Annotated in this window: 18 protein-coding genes; 5 read left to right on the top strand and 13 right to left on the bottom strand. The window is 70.8% G+C overall.

The genetic code is table 11. The features are described 5' to 3' along the window. Positions 1 to 5: 5 nt before the first annotated feature. The 8 genes from metG to EXE41_RS14145 form a co-directional block, all read right to left on the bottom strand. On the bottom strand, positions 6 to 2,156 hold the full coding sequence (gene metG / locus EXE41_RS14180) for a methionine--tRNA ligase (protein ID WP_137691350.1): 2,151 nt from the start codon (positions 2,154 to 2,156) through the stop codon (positions 6 to 8). 320 nt (positions 2,157 to 2,476) lie between these two features. Continuing rightward, positions 2,477 to 3,391 carry a thiamine-phosphate synthase family protein gene (locus EXE41_RS14175; protein WP_086220217.1) on the bottom strand — a complete coding sequence of 305 codons (915 nt, stop codon included), beginning with the start codon at positions 3,389 to 3,391 and terminating at the stop codon, positions 2,477 to 2,479. Further along, positions 3,388 to 4,008: a dCTP deaminase gene (gene dcd / locus EXE41_RS14170; RefSeq protein WP_086220218.1), complete on the bottom strand. Its 621-nt coding sequence runs from the start codon at positions 4,006 to 4,008 to the stop codon at positions 3,388 to 3,390. The genes EXE41_RS14175 and dcd overlap by 4 nt, the downstream gene beginning before the upstream one ends. Before the next feature lie 93 nt (positions 4,009 to 4,101). After that, positions 4,102 to 4,845 carry a YIP1 family protein gene (locus EXE41_RS14165; protein WP_137691349.1) on the bottom strand — a complete coding sequence of 248 codons (744 nt, stop codon included), beginning with the start codon at positions 4,843 to 4,845 and terminating at the stop codon, positions 4,102 to 4,104. A gap of 63 nt (positions 4,846 to 4,908) precedes the next feature. After that, entirely contained in the window at positions 4,909 to 5,535 is a 627-nt protein-coding gene (locus tag EXE41_RS14160; protein WP_086216198.1) for an NfeD family protein, read from the bottom strand. Between the two features lie 151 nt (positions 5,536 to 5,686). Next, positions 5,687 to 5,977 carry a hypothetical protein gene (locus EXE41_RS14155; protein WP_049932443.1) on the bottom strand — a complete coding sequence of 97 codons (291 nt, stop codon included), beginning with the start codon at positions 5,975 to 5,977 and terminating at the stop codon, positions 5,687 to 5,689. 91 nt (positions 5,978 to 6,068) lie between these two features. Then, complete coding sequence (pyk, locus tag EXE41_RS14150) at positions 6,069 to 7,826, bottom strand: pyruvate kinase (protein ID WP_137691348.1); 1,758 nt, start codon at positions 7,824 to 7,826, stop codon at positions 6,069 to 6,071. Positions 7,827 to 8,038: 212 nt separating this feature from the next. Beyond that, positions 8,039 to 8,974, bottom strand: coding sequence for a sulfide-dependent adenosine diphosphate thiazole synthase (locus EXE41_RS14145; protein WP_086216196.1), 936 nt, complete (start codon positions 8,972 to 8,974; stop codon positions 8,039 to 8,041). Positions 8,975 to 9,483: 509 nt separating this feature from the next. On the opposite strand from EXE41_RS14145, the gene EXE41_RS14140 reads away from it, so the two are divergent. The 5 genes from EXE41_RS14140 to EXE41_RS14120 all read left to right on the top strand — a co-directional run bounded on the left by EXE41_RS14140 (position 9,484) and on the right by EXE41_RS14120 (position 10,946). Further along, entirely contained in the window at positions 9,484 to 9,750 is a 267-nt protein-coding gene (locus EXE41_RS14140; protein WP_049932448.1) for a hypothetical protein, read from the top strand. Between the two features lie 4 nt (positions 9,751 to 9,754). Then, entirely contained in the window at positions 9,755 to 9,889 is a 135-nt protein-coding gene (locus EXE41_RS14135; protein ID WP_004049526.1) for a DNA-directed RNA polymerase subunit P, read from the top strand. A gap of 28 nt (positions 9,890 to 9,917) precedes the next feature. After that, positions 9,918 to 10,169: a KEOPS complex subunit Pcc1 gene (locus EXE41_RS14130; RefSeq protein ID WP_086216939.1), complete on the top strand. Its 252-nt coding sequence runs from the start codon at positions 9,918 to 9,920 to the stop codon at positions 10,167 to 10,169. 119 nt (positions 10,170 to 10,288) lie between these two features. After that, complete coding sequence (locus tag EXE41_RS14125) at positions 10,289 to 10,675, top strand: prefoldin subunit beta (protein ID WP_008440520.1); 387 nt, start codon at positions 10,289 to 10,291, stop codon at positions 10,673 to 10,675. 4 nt (positions 10,676 to 10,679) lie between these two features. Beyond that, a complete protein-coding gene (locus tag EXE41_RS14120; RefSeq protein ID WP_049932451.1) occupies positions 10,680 to 10,946 on the top strand; it encodes a DUF3194 domain-containing protein in 267 nt (88 codons plus the stop codon). Between the two features lie 66 nt (positions 10,947 to 11,012). On the opposite strand, the gene EXE41_RS14115 is transcribed toward EXE41_RS14120, so the two are convergent. The 5 genes from EXE41_RS14115 to EXE41_RS14095 form a co-directional block, all read right to left on the bottom strand. After that, complete coding sequence (locus tag EXE41_RS14115) at positions 11,013 to 11,567, bottom strand: GMP synthase subunit A (RefSeq protein ID WP_137691347.1); 555 nt, start codon at positions 11,565 to 11,567, stop codon at positions 11,013 to 11,015. A gap of 105 nt (positions 11,568 to 11,672) precedes the next feature. Continuing rightward, positions 11,673 to 13,184, bottom strand: coding sequence for a tRNA pseudouridine(13) synthase TruD (truD, locus tag EXE41_RS14110; RefSeq protein ID WP_137691346.1), 1,512 nt, complete (start codon positions 13,182 to 13,184; stop codon positions 11,673 to 11,675). Further along, the gene (pth2, locus tag EXE41_RS14105) at positions 13,185 to 13,523 is read right to left on the bottom strand and encodes a peptidyl-tRNA hydrolase Pth2 (RefSeq protein WP_089307943.1); all 339 of its coding nucleotides are present in this window, start codon (positions 13,521 to 13,523) and stop codon (positions 13,185 to 13,187) included. It lies immediately after the preceding gene. A gap of 105 nt (positions 13,524 to 13,628) precedes the next feature. Beyond that, on the bottom strand, positions 13,629 to 14,429 hold the full coding sequence (locus tag EXE41_RS14100; RefSeq protein ID WP_086220664.1) for a bacteriorhodopsin: 801 nt from the start codon (positions 14,427 to 14,429) through the stop codon (positions 13,629 to 13,631). Positions 14,430 to 14,629: 200 nt separating this feature from the next. After that, positions 14,630 to 16,119: NAD(P)/FAD-dependent oxidoreductase (locus tag EXE41_RS14095; protein WP_137691345.1), on the bottom strand; the 1,490-nt coding region annotated here is incomplete at its 5' end.

Below are 16,119 nucleotides of genomic sequence, written 5' to 3'. Positions count from 1 at the left end.
TCGCCTCACTTCACCTTCGTGCCCGGTCCGGCACCCTCGTAGGTGGTGAGGAGGTCGGCCTCCTCGCCGGCCGCGAGGACCATCCCGTTGGACTCGACGCCGAACAGCTCCGCCTTCTCCATGTTCGCGAGCACGATCACCTTCGTGTCGGGCAGGTCGCCGACGTCGTGGAGCTGCTTGAGCCCCGCAACGATCGTCCGGGTCTCCGCGCCGAGGTCGACGGTGAGCTTCAGCAGCTCGTCGGCGCCGTCGATCCCGACCGCGTCCTCGATCCGCCCGACGCGGATGTCCAGTTCCTGGAAGTCGTCGAAGCTGATGCGGTCGTCGCTGAGGGGTTCGATGTCGGTCATGTCGGTGTCGTCGGCGTCGGCTTCGTCGGCGTTCGCGTCGGTTCCGTCGTCGTCGGTCGCGTCCGCGCCGTCGTCGCGCTCCTCGTCGCCGTCGTCCGCTTTCGCCTCGGCGACGCGCGCTTCGAGCTTCTCGTTGAGCGCCTCGACGCGCTCGTCTTCGATCTGTTCGAACAGCTCGGTCGGCTCGCTCAGGTCGCCCGCCGGGCCCTCCCGTGCCGCCTCGACGGTGGTCTCGTGGACGGAGCCGGGCTCGCCGAGCTGCTCCCAGAGTCGTTCGCTCTTCTCGGGGCCCAGCGGCTCGAAGAGGACCCCGATCGCCTTCGCGAGCGCGACGCAGTCGTAGATGACCTGCTCCGCCTCGTCGGGGGCCTCGTCGACGAGCTTCCACGGCTCGTTGCGCTGGATGTACTCGTTACCGTACCGCGCGAGGTCGGTGACCGCGTCGCCCAGCGCCCGCACGGAGTAGTCGTTGACCGCGGCGGCCACGTCGTCGACCGCCTCGTCGATCCGCGCCGCCACGTCGTCGCTCGGGGCGTCGGCGTCGGGGCCGCCCTCGAAGTTGCGGTGGGCGAACAGCAGCGAGCGGTAGAGGAAGTTGCCGACGGTCCCCACGAGCTCGGTGTTGACGCGCTCGGCGAACTTCTCCCACGAGAAGTCCACGTCCTGCTGGAACCCGCCGTTGGTGGCGAGGTAGTAGCGCAGCGGGTCCGGGTGGAACCCCTCTTCGAGGTACTCGTCGGCCCAGACCGCGCGGTCGCGGCTGGTCGAGAACCCCTTCCCGTCGAGGGTGACGAACCCGCTCGCCATCACCGCGCGCGGCTCCGCGTGGTCGGTCGCCTCCAGCATCGCGGGCCAGAATATCGTGTGGTGCTGGATGATGTCGCGGCCGATCACGTGGACGATCTCGCCGCCCTCGGGGTGGTCGTCGCTGGCGCCCTCCTTCCAGGCCGCCTCCCAGTCGAACGCGTCCGCGCCGACGCGCTCGGAGTACTGCTTCGTCGAGGAAATGTACTCGATCGGGGCGTCGACCCAGACGTAGAGGACGAGGTCCTGCGGGTTCCCGCCGGGCAGGTCGATCCCCCAGTCCATGTCGCGGGTAATACACCAGTCCTGGAGCCCCTGCTCGATCCACTCGCGAGGCTGGTTGCGGGCGTTCGAGGTGCCCTCCAGCCGGTCGAGAAAGTCGGAGAGGTAGTCGGCGAACTCGGAGACCGCGAAGAACTGGTGGGTGCGCTCGCGGTACTCCGCCGGGTTGCCGGTGATCGTCGACTCGGGGTCCTCGACCTCGCCGGGTTCGAGGTGGCGCTGGCACCCCTCGTCGCACTCGTCGCCGCGGGCGTGCGCGCCGCAGTAGGGGCAGGTCCCCTCGACGTAGCGGTCCGGGAGGTACTGGTCGTCGACGGGGTCGTACGCGACCATGATCTCCTTCTCGTAGAGGTGGCCCGCCTCGTCGAGGTCGCGGACGAGCTCCTGAGTCACCGCCGTGTTCGTCTCGTCGTGGGTGTGGCCGTAGTTGTCGAACTCGACGTTGAACTTCGGGAACGTCTCCGCGTAGCGCTCGTGCCAGTCGAGCGCGAACGCCTCCGGGGAGACGCCCTCCTGCTCGGCGTTGACCGCGACCGGCGTGCCGTGCATGTCGGAGCCGGAGACGAACGCGGTCTCCTGCCCGAGTCGTTCGAGCGCGCGGCTGTACACGTCGCCGCCGACGTAGGTGCGGAGGTGACCGATGTGGAGGTCGCCGTTGGCGTACGGCAGCCCACAGGTCACCACCGCCGGGTCGGCCGTGGGGAAGTCGTCGTGGCTCATGTGGTGTGTGTATGTCGTATGTCGGTCGATCGGGTCTAAAGCCCGCTGGTTCTGGCCCGTCGCGGCCGGCTCGGGAACTGGTCACACCGCGGCCGGGTCGACGGTCCGGGCGCTGCGGAAGGGCGGCGGGATTCGCCGCCACGCCGGCATCGGCCGCGCTACCGGCCGTCGCCGCCGCGACGGGTCCGCCCGCCGCTAGAAGGAGCGCGTCCGCATCCCGGACCGCCGTGTCCGTGTCACGCCCGTGAATTTGGACGGTCCGGTCTAAAACCCGTCGCCCGTGACGGGGTCACGGTCGGTCGCGGACGACCTGCCCCGCGTCACAGCAGGCCGCGGACGATCCGCGCCGCCTCGGCAGCGGTCGGCGCGAGGACGTACACGATCGGCTCGACGCCGACCGCGCCGGTCTGGTACGCCACGAGCGTCTCCGCTTCGTCGCCCGCCGGACGGTCGGCCTCCCGGACCGCGTCGGCGACCGCCTCGCGGGTCTCGCGCTCGGCGTCGAACTCGACGGTCGGGTGCGACTCGCCGAGCGCCGCGACCGTCTCCGGGTCGTACCGGAGGTTCACCGCGCCCCGGACGCCGGACCCGGCCTCGCGCGCCGCGAGCAGCACCGTCGCGACGTGTTCGCTCACGCCGAACTCCGGCTCGCCGGGCACCATCGCGCGGCCCTTCACGTCGACGAGCCGGCCCGGGACCGCGGCCACGTCGTCGACCGTGGCGGCGTCGTCGGTACACTCGGCGACGTTCGCGCCGACGTTCGGGATGAGCCCGGCGAAGCCGGAGGCGTTCGTCAGGGTGCGGAGCCCGCGCCGGACCGAGGTGAGGACGCGCTCGCGCTCGCGGAGCCCGCTGTCCGGGTCGTGGACCGAGAACTCCACGTCGGCGTCGGCGAGCCCCGGCATCGCCGCCTCGTGGAGGTCGGCGAGCAGGTCGCCCTCCTCCAGCTGGCGGATCAGCACCTCGATTTCGACGAGCGCGGCCACGGGCGTGAGGTCGCCGCTCGCGAGCCCCTCGCCGACGCGCTCGACGAGGTCGCGCACGCGCTCGTCCGCGACGATGTCTTCGTGCCTGGCCACGTCGCCGGCGGCGTACTTCGAGACCGCCGACTGCGAGATGCCGAGGGCGTCGGCGACCTCGCTCTGGGTGAACCCGCGGTCGCGGAGGTCCTCCGCGAGCATCGAGCGGACGGTCGGCAGGAACTCGTCGACGACGACCTCCTCGATGAACCTCATCGCCCGTCACCTCCGGCCGCTTCATCGGTGCGGCTATCGTTGACGAACTCCGGATCGTCGCCGATCCGCGACGCCTGCGGGCCGTCCTGTCCTTGGTACTTCGAGCCCCGCTCGGCGCCGTACGGCCGGTCCGCGGGCCGCTTCAGCTCGGTGAAGGTGAGCTGCGAGACGCGCATCCCGGGCGAGAGCGCGACCGGGGCTGTCCCGAGGTTCGAGAGTTCGAGGGTAATCTGCCCCTCGTAGCCGGGGTCGCACAGCCCAGCGGTTGCGTGGACGACGATGGCGAGTCGCCCGAGCGAAGAGCGCCCCTCGACGTGCGCGACGAGGTCGTCCGGAATCCTGACCCGCTCGGCGGTCGTCCCGAGGACGAAGTCGCCGGGGTGGAGGATGAACTCGTCGCCCTCGGCGACGGTCGTCTCGGTGACGTACTCGCTCACCTCGCCGGCGTCTGTCGGGTGGATACAGGGGATGTTGGTGCGCTGGAACTCCAGGAACCGCTCGCCGAGCCGCAGGTCCACGCTGGCGGGCTGGACCTGCTGGTCGACGTCGTCGAGCGGCTCGATCGCGAGGTCGCCCTCGGCGAGCCGGTCGAGGATGTCTGCGTCGGACAGGATCATACCGAGAGGGGGAGCGCCGGCGGCTTAAAAACTCCCGAATCGGCGGCTCCGAGCGCTCGAACCGACGCCCGGGGCCGACCGCTCTGGGAGCGCTCAGACCGCCGCGATCAGGAGGGCGATCGCGGCGAAGAACGTCGCCACCCCCGCCGCGGGGCCGCGGTCGAGGTCGTGTACGGCCGCCAGCCCGCCGACGACCACGACCCACTGGATCGCGATCGCTACCGCGGACGCGACCAGCAGCGGCCCCGTCGCGCTCGTGATCGCGGCGACGAGGTCCGTCGTGAGCGCCTCGAACGACGACCCCGCGGGCGCCGCGTTCGAGAGCGTGTACCAGATCGCGACGATCCCGGCGCCGAGCCGGAGCAGTTCAGCCCCGATCGCCCACCCGGCGATCACGAAGGAGTCGCCGACGGAGCCGGAGCCGCCCGCGACGAGCGCCCCGACGTGGAGCGCGAGCGCGAACGCGACCCACCAGATCGGGACGCCGAGCAGCCCGTAGTGGATGTAGCCGTTCGCGGCGTCGCTCAGTTCCTCGCCCGCGTCGACCTCGATTTGCTTCGGCTCGTCACACTCCTCTGCGAACGCGGAGTCGGGGTCGTCGCCGAAGGTCTCGCAGGTCGACTCCGAGGGGCGATCCGGGTTGTCGACCGTGATCTGCTGGTCGACCGTCGCGTCGAAGACCGCCCCGAGCGCGATGATCCCGACGCTGGTGCCGATCGTGACGACGACCAGCATCGCGACCGCGACGGTCCCGGCGCGGGGAGAGTCGACCGCGTCGCGGACGCGGTCGAGGACGCTACCGATCGGACTCGTGAGGACGGCGAGCGGGGAGGGCACGCCCAAGCGATCCGGGGCGACACACAAGTGCTTTTTCGGTCGAACGCGCCGCCGCCGACCGCGTCACTCCCGTTCGAGTTCGGCCTCCGGGTCGGCGCCCTCTTCGGCCGCGTCCGCCTCCCGCTCGGCCTCGCTCGCCGCGGCCTTCCGCGCGCGGTCGGCCGCCAGCTCGCGGTCGATGTCGTCCTCGACGTACCCCATCGACTCCACGGTGACGACGTTCCCCCCGCCGGGGTCGACCACCATCACCTCCTCGCCCTCGTCTATCGTCCCCTCCATCGACCGGGCGGAGTAGTGTGGGTTGAACCCGCCGCCGGCGAGTTTCACCTCGCCGCCCGTGGGCGTCACGCGCTCCGTGACGGTTCCGGTCTTCCCCTTCAGGGAGTCGCTGTCGCTGGTCTGCTGTTGCCCCTTCCCGCCGTAGAAGTCGAACTCGTGGTAGGCGTAGAAGGCGGCCGCACCGAACACGAGCGTCAGCAGCGCCATGAACAGGGTGAGGAGGGCGCCGGCGACGCCGAGCGAGGTCAGCGCCAGCCCGCCGAGCCCGGCACCGATGAGCGCGATGCCGACGACGATGAAGTTCGCCCCCGGCGCGAGCGCCTCCGCCATCGAGAGCAGCAGCCCCGCGGTCAACAGCAGGAGGGGGAGGGTGTCCGGCGAGAGGAGTCCGGACTGTGCCAGCGCGTTCATGTTCGGTCCTACGGCCGCGGCCTGATAAGTGGTGGTGCGCGCGGTCGCGCGGCGTCCGACGAGCCGTTGACGCTCTCCCCTCGGGCCGTCTCGCCGCTCGTCGCTCGGACGCTCTCGACGCTCCTTGTCCGGTCTCCCCGCGGCGTCCGACTCAGAGTCCGACCACTAAGGTGCCGACGGTGAGGGCGACGCCGAGGACGACGAACGCCGCGTGTTCGAGGGTGATGTCGCCCGGCTCGATCGGTTCGTCCGCCGGGGTGGCGGTGTCCTCGGTGACCCCGTCCGGCCCCACGTCGTCGACCGAGAAGCGCCACTCGGTCCCGCCGTCCGGGCCCTTCTCGCCCGCGTCGTTGGCTCGGCTCCGATCGCCGGTGACGGCGTCGTCGCCGGCCTCGACGGCCGAGTCTCCGTCGCGGGCACCGTCGCCGGATTCGTCGCTCATACGACCTCGTACGCGACTCCGTAATAAATGGCTGGCGGGCGCGTCGGTCCCGGACCGAGCGCGGCGGTCGCGTCGCGGGCGTCGCCGGTACTTACCGCTCGCGGGCCGCGCGGAGCACGTCGCCGTCGTAGACGACGCCGCGCTCGCCGTCGACGGTCACCGTGGTCCCGTCGGCGACCGACTCGGGGAGGGCGGCGCCGGAGACCATCGGGACGCCCAGCTCGCGGGCGACGACGGCGGGGTAGCCGGTCATCCCCTCGCGGGCGTCGACGATGCCGGCGATCCGGTCGAGGTCGCCGCCGAACTCCCCGTTGAACTCGGGCCCCAGCGCGACCACGGAGTCCTCGGGGAGCGCGTCGAGGTCGCCGTCCTCGGTCCGGTGGACCGGGGCGGCCACGCGGCCGGCCACGGCCCCTTTCCCGGTCACGAGCGTCTCCGCGGCGACGTGGACCTTCAGGGTGTTCGTCGTGTTCGTCCCCTCCAGCTCGGTGAGCATCCCGGAGAGGACCACGAGGGTGTCGCCGGACGCCGCGCCGCCGCGGTCGAGCGCGGCGTCGACCGCGTTGTCGAGGATCGACTCCATGTCGTTGGCGTACTCGGTCAACACCGGTCGGACTCCCCACGAGGGGGCGAGCTGTCGGCGGACCCGGTCGTTCGGCGTCGTCGCGACGACCGGGACGCCCGGGCGGAACATCGCGGTCTTTCGCGCCGTGAAGCCCGACTCGGAGACCGCGACCACCGTGGAGGCGCCGATGTCGCGCGCGAGGTAGCGCGCCGACCGCGCCAGCGCCTCCGTCCGGGAGCCCTCCTCGGCGGTCGGGACGCGCTGCTCGCGCGTCTCGGCGTACTCGTCGCTAGACTCGACCTGCCGGACGATCCGGTCCATCGTGTCGACGACGTTGATCGGGTCCTCGCCGACCGCGGTCTCGCCGGAGAGCATCACGGCGTCGGTGCCGTCGAGGACGGCGTTCGCCACGTCGGAGGCCTCCGCGCGGGTCGGCCGCCGCGAGGAGACCATCGAGTCGAGCATCTCCGTCGCGGTGATGACGGGGACGCCCTCGTTGACGCAGGTCCGGATGATCCGCTTCTGGATCACGGGCACGTCCTCAAGCGGGCACTCGACGCCGAGGTCGCCGCGGGCGACCATCACGCCGTCGGCGGCGTCGACGATCCCCTCCAGGTTCTCGACCGCCCCGGCGCGTTCGATCTTCGCGACGATCGGGATGTCGTCGCCGCCGCGCGCCTCCAGCTCGTCGGCGATCCGGTACACGTCGTCCGCGTCGCGCACGAACGAGGCCGCCACGAAGTCGGCGTTCGTCCGGGCCGCGAGGTCGAGTTCGGCCTCGTCTTCCGGGGTGATCAGGTCCACGTCGATGGCGACGCCCGGCAGGTTCACGCCCTTCCGGGAGCCGAGCTTGCCGCCCGAGACGACCGTCGCGACCACGGACTCGCCGTCGACGCGCTCGACGCGGCACTCGATCCGGCCGTCGTCGAGGAGGATCGTGTCGCCCGGCTCGGCGGCCCCGATCGAGTGGGTGAGCCCGACGCGCTCGGGCGTCGCGTCGTCGCCTTCGAGGAAGCTCACTTCCGAGCCCTCGGCGAGCGCGATCGGGTCGTCGATCTCGGCGGTGCGGACCTCCGGCCCCTTCAGGTCGACCATCACCGCGAGCGGGTCGTCGATCTCGTCGTCGACGGCGCGGGCGCGCTCGATCACCGTCTCCCGGTGGTCGGTCGTCCCGTGGCTGGCGTTGAGTCGGACGACGGACATCCCCGCGTCGGCGAGGCCGCGGATCGTGTCCCGGTCGTCCGAGGCGGGACCGATCGTACAGACAATCTTGGCGTTTCGCATACCGCCGGGTTCGGCGTAGCGGCTGAAAAAGGCACCCGGTTGAGTCGCTCCCGAGTGAACGTTCGTGAAGAACGGTCCCTCGCGGGTCCCGGACACGGAGCCCGCGACCGGGGCTCTGCCGGCGCTCGCGGTCGCTCCGCAGTCGAGTACGTATCGCCGAGCGATCGGAACGGTGGAGGGTCGGTCGCCGCAGCGTCAGCGGTGACGGATTTTCAGTCGTCGGCGGGCGCGGGCGCGCTACCGGTCGACAGCGACACCTCGGGCGCGTCGACGCCGAGCTCGTCGAGCGCGGACTGCGCGGCGCGCTTGCCGGAGACGAGCATCGCGCCGAACGTCGGGCCCATCCGCGGGAGGCCGTGGGCGGTCGCGACCGCCATCCCGGAGGCGATCAGGCCGTCGTGGACGACGCCGGTGTGCTCGACGACCGCGTCCTCGCTCTCGCCGACCCACATCGAGTCGTGGCCGGGCGAGTCGTGGCCGGGCGCGCCGTACTCGCCGTCGCCCGTCTGGTCCATGCCGGTGTTGTGCTGCTTCGCGTGCTCGATCCCGGGCGCCGAGAGGACGCCGCGCTCGTCGAGCTTGCTGATCGCGACCGCGTCGTGGCCGGTCGCGTCGATGACGAGGTCGGACTCGACCGCGATCGGATCGACGCAGGTGATCTCGCGCGGGAGCGCGTGGACCGGCGTCCAGTTCATCACGATCCCCCCGACCTCGTGGTCGTCCCGGACGACGAGGTCGGTGAACTCGGTCATGTTCTGGACGCGCGCGCCGGCGTCGCAGGCCGCCTTGATCAGCCCGGAGCAGGCCTCCGGCCCCGCGGCGGTGTAGAGCCCGTCCACGTCCTCGACCGGTTCGTACTCCACGTCGAGGTCGTCGAGGATCTCCTGGGCGGGGTCCCGGACCGTCACGGTGTTCATCAGGAACCCGCCGAGCCAGAAGCCGCCGCCGAGGTAGTTGTTCTTCTCGACGATCATCACCTTCACGCCGCGCTCGGCCAGCTCCTTCGCGGCCATCAGTCCGGAGGGGCCGCCGCCGAGGACGATGACCTCGGAGTCGGTGAAATCGAGGAATCCGTCGGTCCACTCGTTCCCGATCGCCTTCGTCACGTCGGTCTCGCTCACGTCCGCGAAGCCGTTGAATCCGTCCATACAACTTGGTAGTATTACTTGGTTGTGAAATGTGTTGCGGTCGATACGCGGGTGTGTGTTCCATTCATATCGGTACTCCGGAGTCGAACACAGCCGAAGCTCAAGCCGCTCAACTCTGCTCGGTCAGCTACAGATCGCCGGTTCCCACCGCCAAAGCCCCAGCCGTGAGGGCGCCGTACGCTCGCTGTGCTCCTCACTCGGTCGCTCACTTCGTTCGCTCCCTCGTTCCGGTGCTTACATCGCCTACGGCGCCCTCACGGCTGCCCCTTCGAGTCCCACCCCGCACAGCGCCGCCCCGTGCCTCACACCTCCCCAGCCTCGTCACTCGCCCTCGCTTCGCTTCGGGCGACTGACTCCCTCGCGCGTGCCCCTCGCGGCCGCCGCTTCGCTCCGGCCGCTCGCAGGCACGCGCCGCCGTCACATCCGGTTGCCTTCTCTCGTCGCGCGTGACTTTCCAACCGCCGCGACTCGCAGCCTTTTTACCTGCGCTGGCGGTAGGAGTGGCTACTATGGCTGAGGACAAGGCTCGAAGCACCGGCAGCGCGGGCCGATTCGGCGCTCGCTACGGCCGGGTCGCCCGCAAGCGGGTCCAGGACATCGAAGAGGAGATGCGCAACGCGACCGTCGACGGCGACGACGTCAAGCGCGTGGGTACCGGCATCTGGGTCAACGAGGAGACCGGCGAGACGTTCACGGGCGGCGCGTACCGCCCCGAGACGCCCGGCGGTCGCACCGTCCGCCGCTCCATCCGCGCCGCGCTCGCCGACGAGGAATAGGACGATGAGCTACAAGTGCTCCCGCTGTAAGCGCGACGTCACCCTCGACGAGTACGGCGGCGTGCGCTGCCCGTACTGCGGCCACCGCGTCCTCCTGAAGGAGCGCGGCGGCGACGTGAAGGAAGTGAACGTCGAGTAATCCGACGCTTTCGTCTCCCTCTCGGACCGTGACGCGCGCACATGAGACGGTCCTCTCGTTCACCTACCCCTCCGAGCGGCGCGCACGGGTCGTGGCCGACGCGCTCGGCCCCGAGATCGGCGAGATCGACGACGCCCGCTCGGCCGCGACGGTCGACCGCGAGGGCGACGCGGTCCGGGTCCGCGTGCTCGCCGACGACCTCGTGGCGCTGCGCGCCGGCGTCAACAGCTGGTCGCGACTGATCGCCGTCGCCGAACGCGTCGGTACCGGCCGCGATTGAGGATCACCGGAGATGCCGATACGGCGGCCTTTCAGTCCGCTGCGCTGCGAATTGTCCCTCGTCGGAGAAGTAAGGGGTTTTTCTGTCCGGGCCGCCTCGGTCCGCCCATGCAAGGGAACATGCCGCCCGAGGCACAGGAGAAGATCGAGGAGCTGCAGGAGCTTCAGGAGACCGCACAGCAGGTCGCCGAGCAGAAGGAGCAGGCGCAGTCCGCGCTCAACGAGTCGAAGACCGCCCTCGACGCCCTCGAAGACGTCGACGAGGACGCGGGCATGTACCGCGAGATCGGCGAGGTCCTCGTCGAGACGGACTACGAGTCCGCCTACGACGACCTCGAGGACAAGGTCGACTCGCTCGAGGTCCGCGTCGAGCAGCTCACGAAGCAGGAGGAGCGCGTCGAGGAGCAGTTCGACGACCTCCAGAGCGAGCTCCAGCAGATGCTCCAGGGCGGCGCCGGCGGCGGCGGCCCGATGGGACCGGGCGGCCCGGGCGCCGGCGGCGCGTAAGGCCGTGGCCGACGACGCCGACGCCGCCTCGGACCCGAGCGACGATGAGGTCGTTCGCACCGCCGCCGAGGCGGCCGAGGGGATCGTTTTCAAACACTACGACCAGTCGGCTGTCACGGATCTCGACGTCACCGTCACCTTCGAGGACGGGGTCCTCGACGTCGACGTCTACCTCAACGCGCCCGCGGACGCCGAGCCAGACAGAGAGGCGGTCGCGCAGGAGGCGGTCGAGACCGCGGGCGAGGCTGTCGACGAGCTGTTCGACGAGTAGGCGCTCGCCGTCTCCTTCCGTTCTTTCACCGCCGCTACCGGCGGGCCTCGGGTCCGCGCGACGCCGTCAGGCCGACTCGCAGATCGCGACGAAGTTCTCGAAGACCTCCTCGCCGCCCTCCGTGTGCGCGACCTCCGGGTGCCACTGGACGCCGTACAGCCCCGCGTCCGGGTCGGCCATGGCCTCGATGCCGCAGACGTCGGAGGTGGCGGTGCGACCGAACCCGTCGGGCAGCTCGGTCACCTCGTCGGCGTGGGAGGCCCAGACGCGCGTCTCCGGCGCGAGCGAGCCGACGAGCGGGTCCTCGTCGTCGACGATCTCCACGTCCACGTCGGCGTAGCCGCCGTAGTCGCCCTCGCCGACCGCGCCGTCGAGTTCGCTGGCGATCAGCTGCATTCCGAGGCAGATCCCGAGGACGGGGAGGTCGCGGTCGAGGTAGTCCGGCGCGTTCCCGACGCGGTCCATGTCGGGCCCGCCCGAGAGGACGACCCCGTCAGCGTCGACCTCGTCGGCCGGCGCGTCGGCCGAGACGATCTCGGTGTCGACGCCGAGGTCGCGGAGCGCCCGCCGTTCGAGGTGCGTGAACTGGCCGTGGAGGTCGATGACGACGATTCGGGTCATGGCCTCGATTGACGACAGCCGCACAAAAACGGCTCGGAACGTGTCGCAGTATCGTGGTGGTTTCCGCCGCCGCGAGGTTTACGAAAATACACAAATGCGGATCGATCAGAGGGCTAGCGGGCCGCGCTTCGTGAACTCGCGGAGCAGCACGGTCGCGTACGACCCGCTCGGCAGCGCGAACGCGAACCGGGGGTCGCCGTCCGCGAACGACGCGTCGAGGTCGGTCCGAAGGAGGATCGCCCGCCGGGTGCCCGCGGAGTCGAACTCGCCGGGGAGGTCGAAGTCCCCCGGCTCGATGCCGGCGTCCGCGAGCACCTCGCGTTCGATCTCGCCGGGCTCGCCGTCGCCGAGCTCCGTCTCGGTGCCCACCAGCGGCGCGGTGACGAACGCCCGCCCGCGCTCGCAGTGCCTGGCGACCACGTCGACGCGGTCGGCGTCGACCCGCTGGAGCCGGTCCGCGTCGGGCGCGTACAGCTCCCCGGGCGCGTCGCCGTCGGCGAAACAGACCACGTCGCCGGCGACGGGGTGGTCGAAGGGGAGGCCGCGGCGCAGCCGCTCGCTGACGATCCGGTTGAAGAGGAACGACTGCGCGGCGTTGACGAACAGCCGCTGGAGGTTCGAGGGAACGGCCTCCAGCGCGTGCCACCAGTCCTCGTCGTCGGGCGGCGCGGCGGGGTCGACGCCGCGGTCGGCGAGCCGGTGGACCATCGACCGCTCGAACCGGAGCTTTCCGGGGATCGCGTCGAGGCACGCGGCCCAGTCGCCGTCGCCCGTGCCGTCGGCGGCGCGACCGTCGTCGCCGGGACTGCCGTCGGCCCCGAAGCCGTCGTCGGCTCCGGAACCGTCGCTCACGCCGAAGGCCGCGTTCACACGGTCGCGCGCGGCGCGGGTGTCGTCCGGCTCCGTCTCGGCCGGGTTACCCGCGTACAGCCGGACCGCCTCACGGGGGTCCTCGCGGGCGATCGCGAGCCCGACGACGTGGGTGATCGGTCGCCGGCTGCCGAAACGCTGCTGGCCGAAGTAGTTCGGGACGCCGACGGTCGCCTCGATCGGAAACGCCCGCTCACCGGTCGAGGAGTCGTTCGGCCCGTCCGCGCTGCCCGCGAACGCCCGGAGGTCTTGTACCGCGTCCGCGACACGCTCGGGTGCCTCCCCGACCGCGTCCGCGACGCGGATCTCGAAGGCGTTGCCGGCGAGGTCGCCGAACGAGAGGCTCCGCCCCGCCCGGCCGAGCGCCTCGACATCGGCGCCGCGGATCTCGGGGAGCGCGTCCGCGTCGACCCCGCGGACCGTGAACAGCTGCGTGGTGACGGCGCGCTTGTCCTTCGTCCCCGCCCACGAGACGCGCTCGCGGCTGATCCCGAGGGCGTCCGAGAGCCGGCGCGCGAAGTCGTTCGTGTCCCAGTCGCGGAGCGTCGCCCGGACGACGAGTTCGGGGTAGCTCCCCGCTTCGGCGCCGAGCGGCTCCGCGTCGAACGCCTCCAGCTCTCGGACCCGAAAGTCCTCCGGCGACTCGCGGAGCCGGCCGCCGATCCCGTCGGCGTCGCTGACGTAGTACGCGATCCCGACGGCGCGCTCGGTCGGGTGCGCCTCGCGGAGGGTGCGTTCGGGGGCCATTCAGTACAGCGAGAGGTCGCCGGTCACGCGGTCGACGCTGTCGTCGCGGGCCGGCCCGACCGCGAGCGCGGTGACGGTGCCGGGCTCTAACTGCGTGTGCCCGGCGTCGCGGACGATCGCGTACGGGAGCCCCTCCCTGTCCGCCTTGTCGGCCAGCTCGAACAGCCGGCTCTCGGAGTCGCCCTTGAGGACGACCTTCTTCTGTCCCTCGCCCTGCCACTTCTTCCGCGCCCGCTCGCTCGCGTCCTGATACGCCGACAGCGACGCGTGCGCGACCTGCGCGGCGAGCTTCCCCTCGCCCATCCCGATGTCCGTCCGCGCGACGATCGCCTGTTTCATGTCCCGATTCACCGCCGCCGCGGGTTTAGCGCTTTGCTCTCGGTCGTCACGCCGACCGCTGGCGGGCGAGCGACCGAAAAAAGATCCGCGAGAACGCGACCGGCTTCAGTCGTCGGCGGGCGCCGCACCGCCGCGCGAGCCCGAGCCGAGGCCGGACGCCACGTCGGCGACCGTCCGCTCGTTGTTGACGACCCACCGGAGCAGGAGGAACGCGAAGAGGTACTTCGCGACGATGTCCATCCCGCTGTACGCCCACGAGGTGATCGCGACGTCAAGCACCGCCAACCCCTCGGCGCCGAGCGCCCAGAAGATCGGGTAGCCGAGCCAGAGGACCACGGTGAGCACCTTCAGCGTGTTGAAGATGTCCGCCGTCCCGGCGATCTCGGCGTCCTCGGCCCACTCGGCGAGCAGGATGTAGAGGACGACGACGAAGAACGCGCAGCTGATCGCGTACCACACCCAGCGGAGCAGGTACGAAGACGTCGTCAGCGCGGCCGCGAGGCCGGTGACGCACATCCCGATGTCGGCCACGACGGCCGTGAACAGCTTCGTGGTGTTCGACCCGGCCAGCAGGCCGAGCGCGATGAGGATCATCGGCGTCGACAGCGCCCACGTGAGGTACCGGCCCCACGGGGTGAGAACCTCCTGCCCGGCCAATGCGTGGCCGGCCGGCATTTCGAGGAAGCTCACCGTGAGCCCGGAGACGAGGCCGGTGTAACTGGAGATAGAGACCAGCGGGACCATCAGCGTGGCCACGAAGATCAGTTGCGCGCGCGGGTCCTCCACGTTCCGGCCCATGTACACGAAGAGGAGGATCGAGAGGCCCGCGAGGGCGATGTTGATCCAGAGCGACGAAGCGAGGAGCGTGTCGCTCTGAACGGCCTCGAAGATCTGCGTTTGGGTCATTTCGAGCGGGACCATTCCGCCTGCGAGTATGTCGGCCGCTGCTGTTTCGATCATGCGACGGTGTGTATCACGTGGCGTATTTATTAAATGTACCAACCTGACTGGTAAGGTTTTTCTAACAGATTCCGGAACCGACTCGTATTATTCGAAATATTCTTATTTATCGGTTAAATACCAGACGATCGTTTCGTCCCTCGCGGTCATCGACCGACCAGCGGGAGTCGGTCCAGCGGGCCAGCGCCGACGTCCGCCTCGACGGCGGCCGCGCAGTGTTCGCCGCCGAGCAGGCACATCGGCACCCCGATCCCCGGGTTGCTGCTCCCGCCGACGTAGTAGAGCCGGTCGGTCCCGCGGACGCGCGGCCCGGGGCGGAGCGGGCCGGTCTGTCGCATCGTGTGCGCGAGTCCGAGCGCGCTCCCGCCGGGCTGGTCGAACCGCTCGGCGAACTCGGAGACGCACGCGGACTCCTCGGCGACGATCCGGCCGCGGAGGTCGGCGCCGGCCCGCGACGCCACGGCGTCGAGGACGCGCTCCCTGAGCGCCGTCCGTCGCTCGGGGGTGTCGTCGAGCCCGGGCGCGAGCGGCACGAGCGTCACGACCGCCTCGTGGCCGTCGGGCGCGACCGACGGGTCGGTGCGCGAGGGCACGTTCACGTACACGACCGGGTCCGTCTCCCCAGTCGGCCACGCGGGGTCGTCGAATATCGCCGCGAAGTGCGGGTCCCAGTCCGTCGGCAGCGCGAGCGTGTGGTGTTCCAGCTCCGGCAGCTCCCCCTCGACGCCGAGGTACAGCAGGTGCGCCGCGGGCCCGTACGTCCGCCGGTCCCAGTAGTCGCCGACCCGCGAGACGGCGCCGTCGGGGAGCAGCTCGCGCTCGACGTGCGCCGGCGGCGCATTACAGACGACCCGATCGTGGACGTAGCGGTCGCCGCCGAGCTCGACTTCGACGCCGCCGTCTATCGGCTCCAGCGCCGTCACCTCGACGCCCGTGTGAACGTCCGCGCCGGCGTCGCGCGCCACCGTCTCGACCGCCTCGATCACCTCGTACATCCCGCCCATGGGGTAGTAGACGCCGAGCCCGTAGTCGACGTGGCTCATCAGCTGGTACAGCGCCGGCGTGTTGTGCGGCGACCCGCCGAGGAAGACGAGCGTGTACTCCAACAGCTGCCTGAGCTTCGGGTGATCAACGTACGACCGCACCGTCTCGTCGAGCGTGGAGAGGAGGTCGAGCTCCCGTCCCCCGGCGAGGACGTCCAGCGAGAGGTAGTCCCGGAACCGCGATCGTCCGGGGAGCACGAACCGGTCCATCCCCGCGTCGTACGCTCGCTCGGCGTCGGCGAGGTACTCGCGGAACGCCTCGCCAGCGCCCGCCTCGTACGACTCGAACAGCTCGGCGGCCGCGTCGGGATCGGCGGGCACGTCGGCGCTGTCGCCGTCGTCCCAGAAGACGCGGTAGTGGGGGTCGAGCCGCGTCAAGTCGTAGAACTCCTCGGTCGACCGACCGAAGTCGTCGAAGAACCGGTCGAACAGGTCCGGAAGGAGGTACCACGACGGCCCGGTGTCGAACCGGAACCCGTCGAGTTCGATCCGACCGGCGACCCCGCCGACGCGCTCGGCGCGCTCGTACACCGTCACTTCCGCGCCGGCGGCCGCGAGGTACGCCGCCGCGGAGAGCCCCCCAACGCCCGCCC

The organism is Halorubrum sp. SD690R (assembly GCF_005435035.1).
Taxonomy (GTDB): domain Archaea; phylum Halobacteriota; class Halobacteria; order Halobacteriales; family Haloferacaceae; genus Halorubrum; species Halorubrum ezzemoulense.
This window is presented reverse-complemented; position numbering and strand designations above follow the sequence as displayed.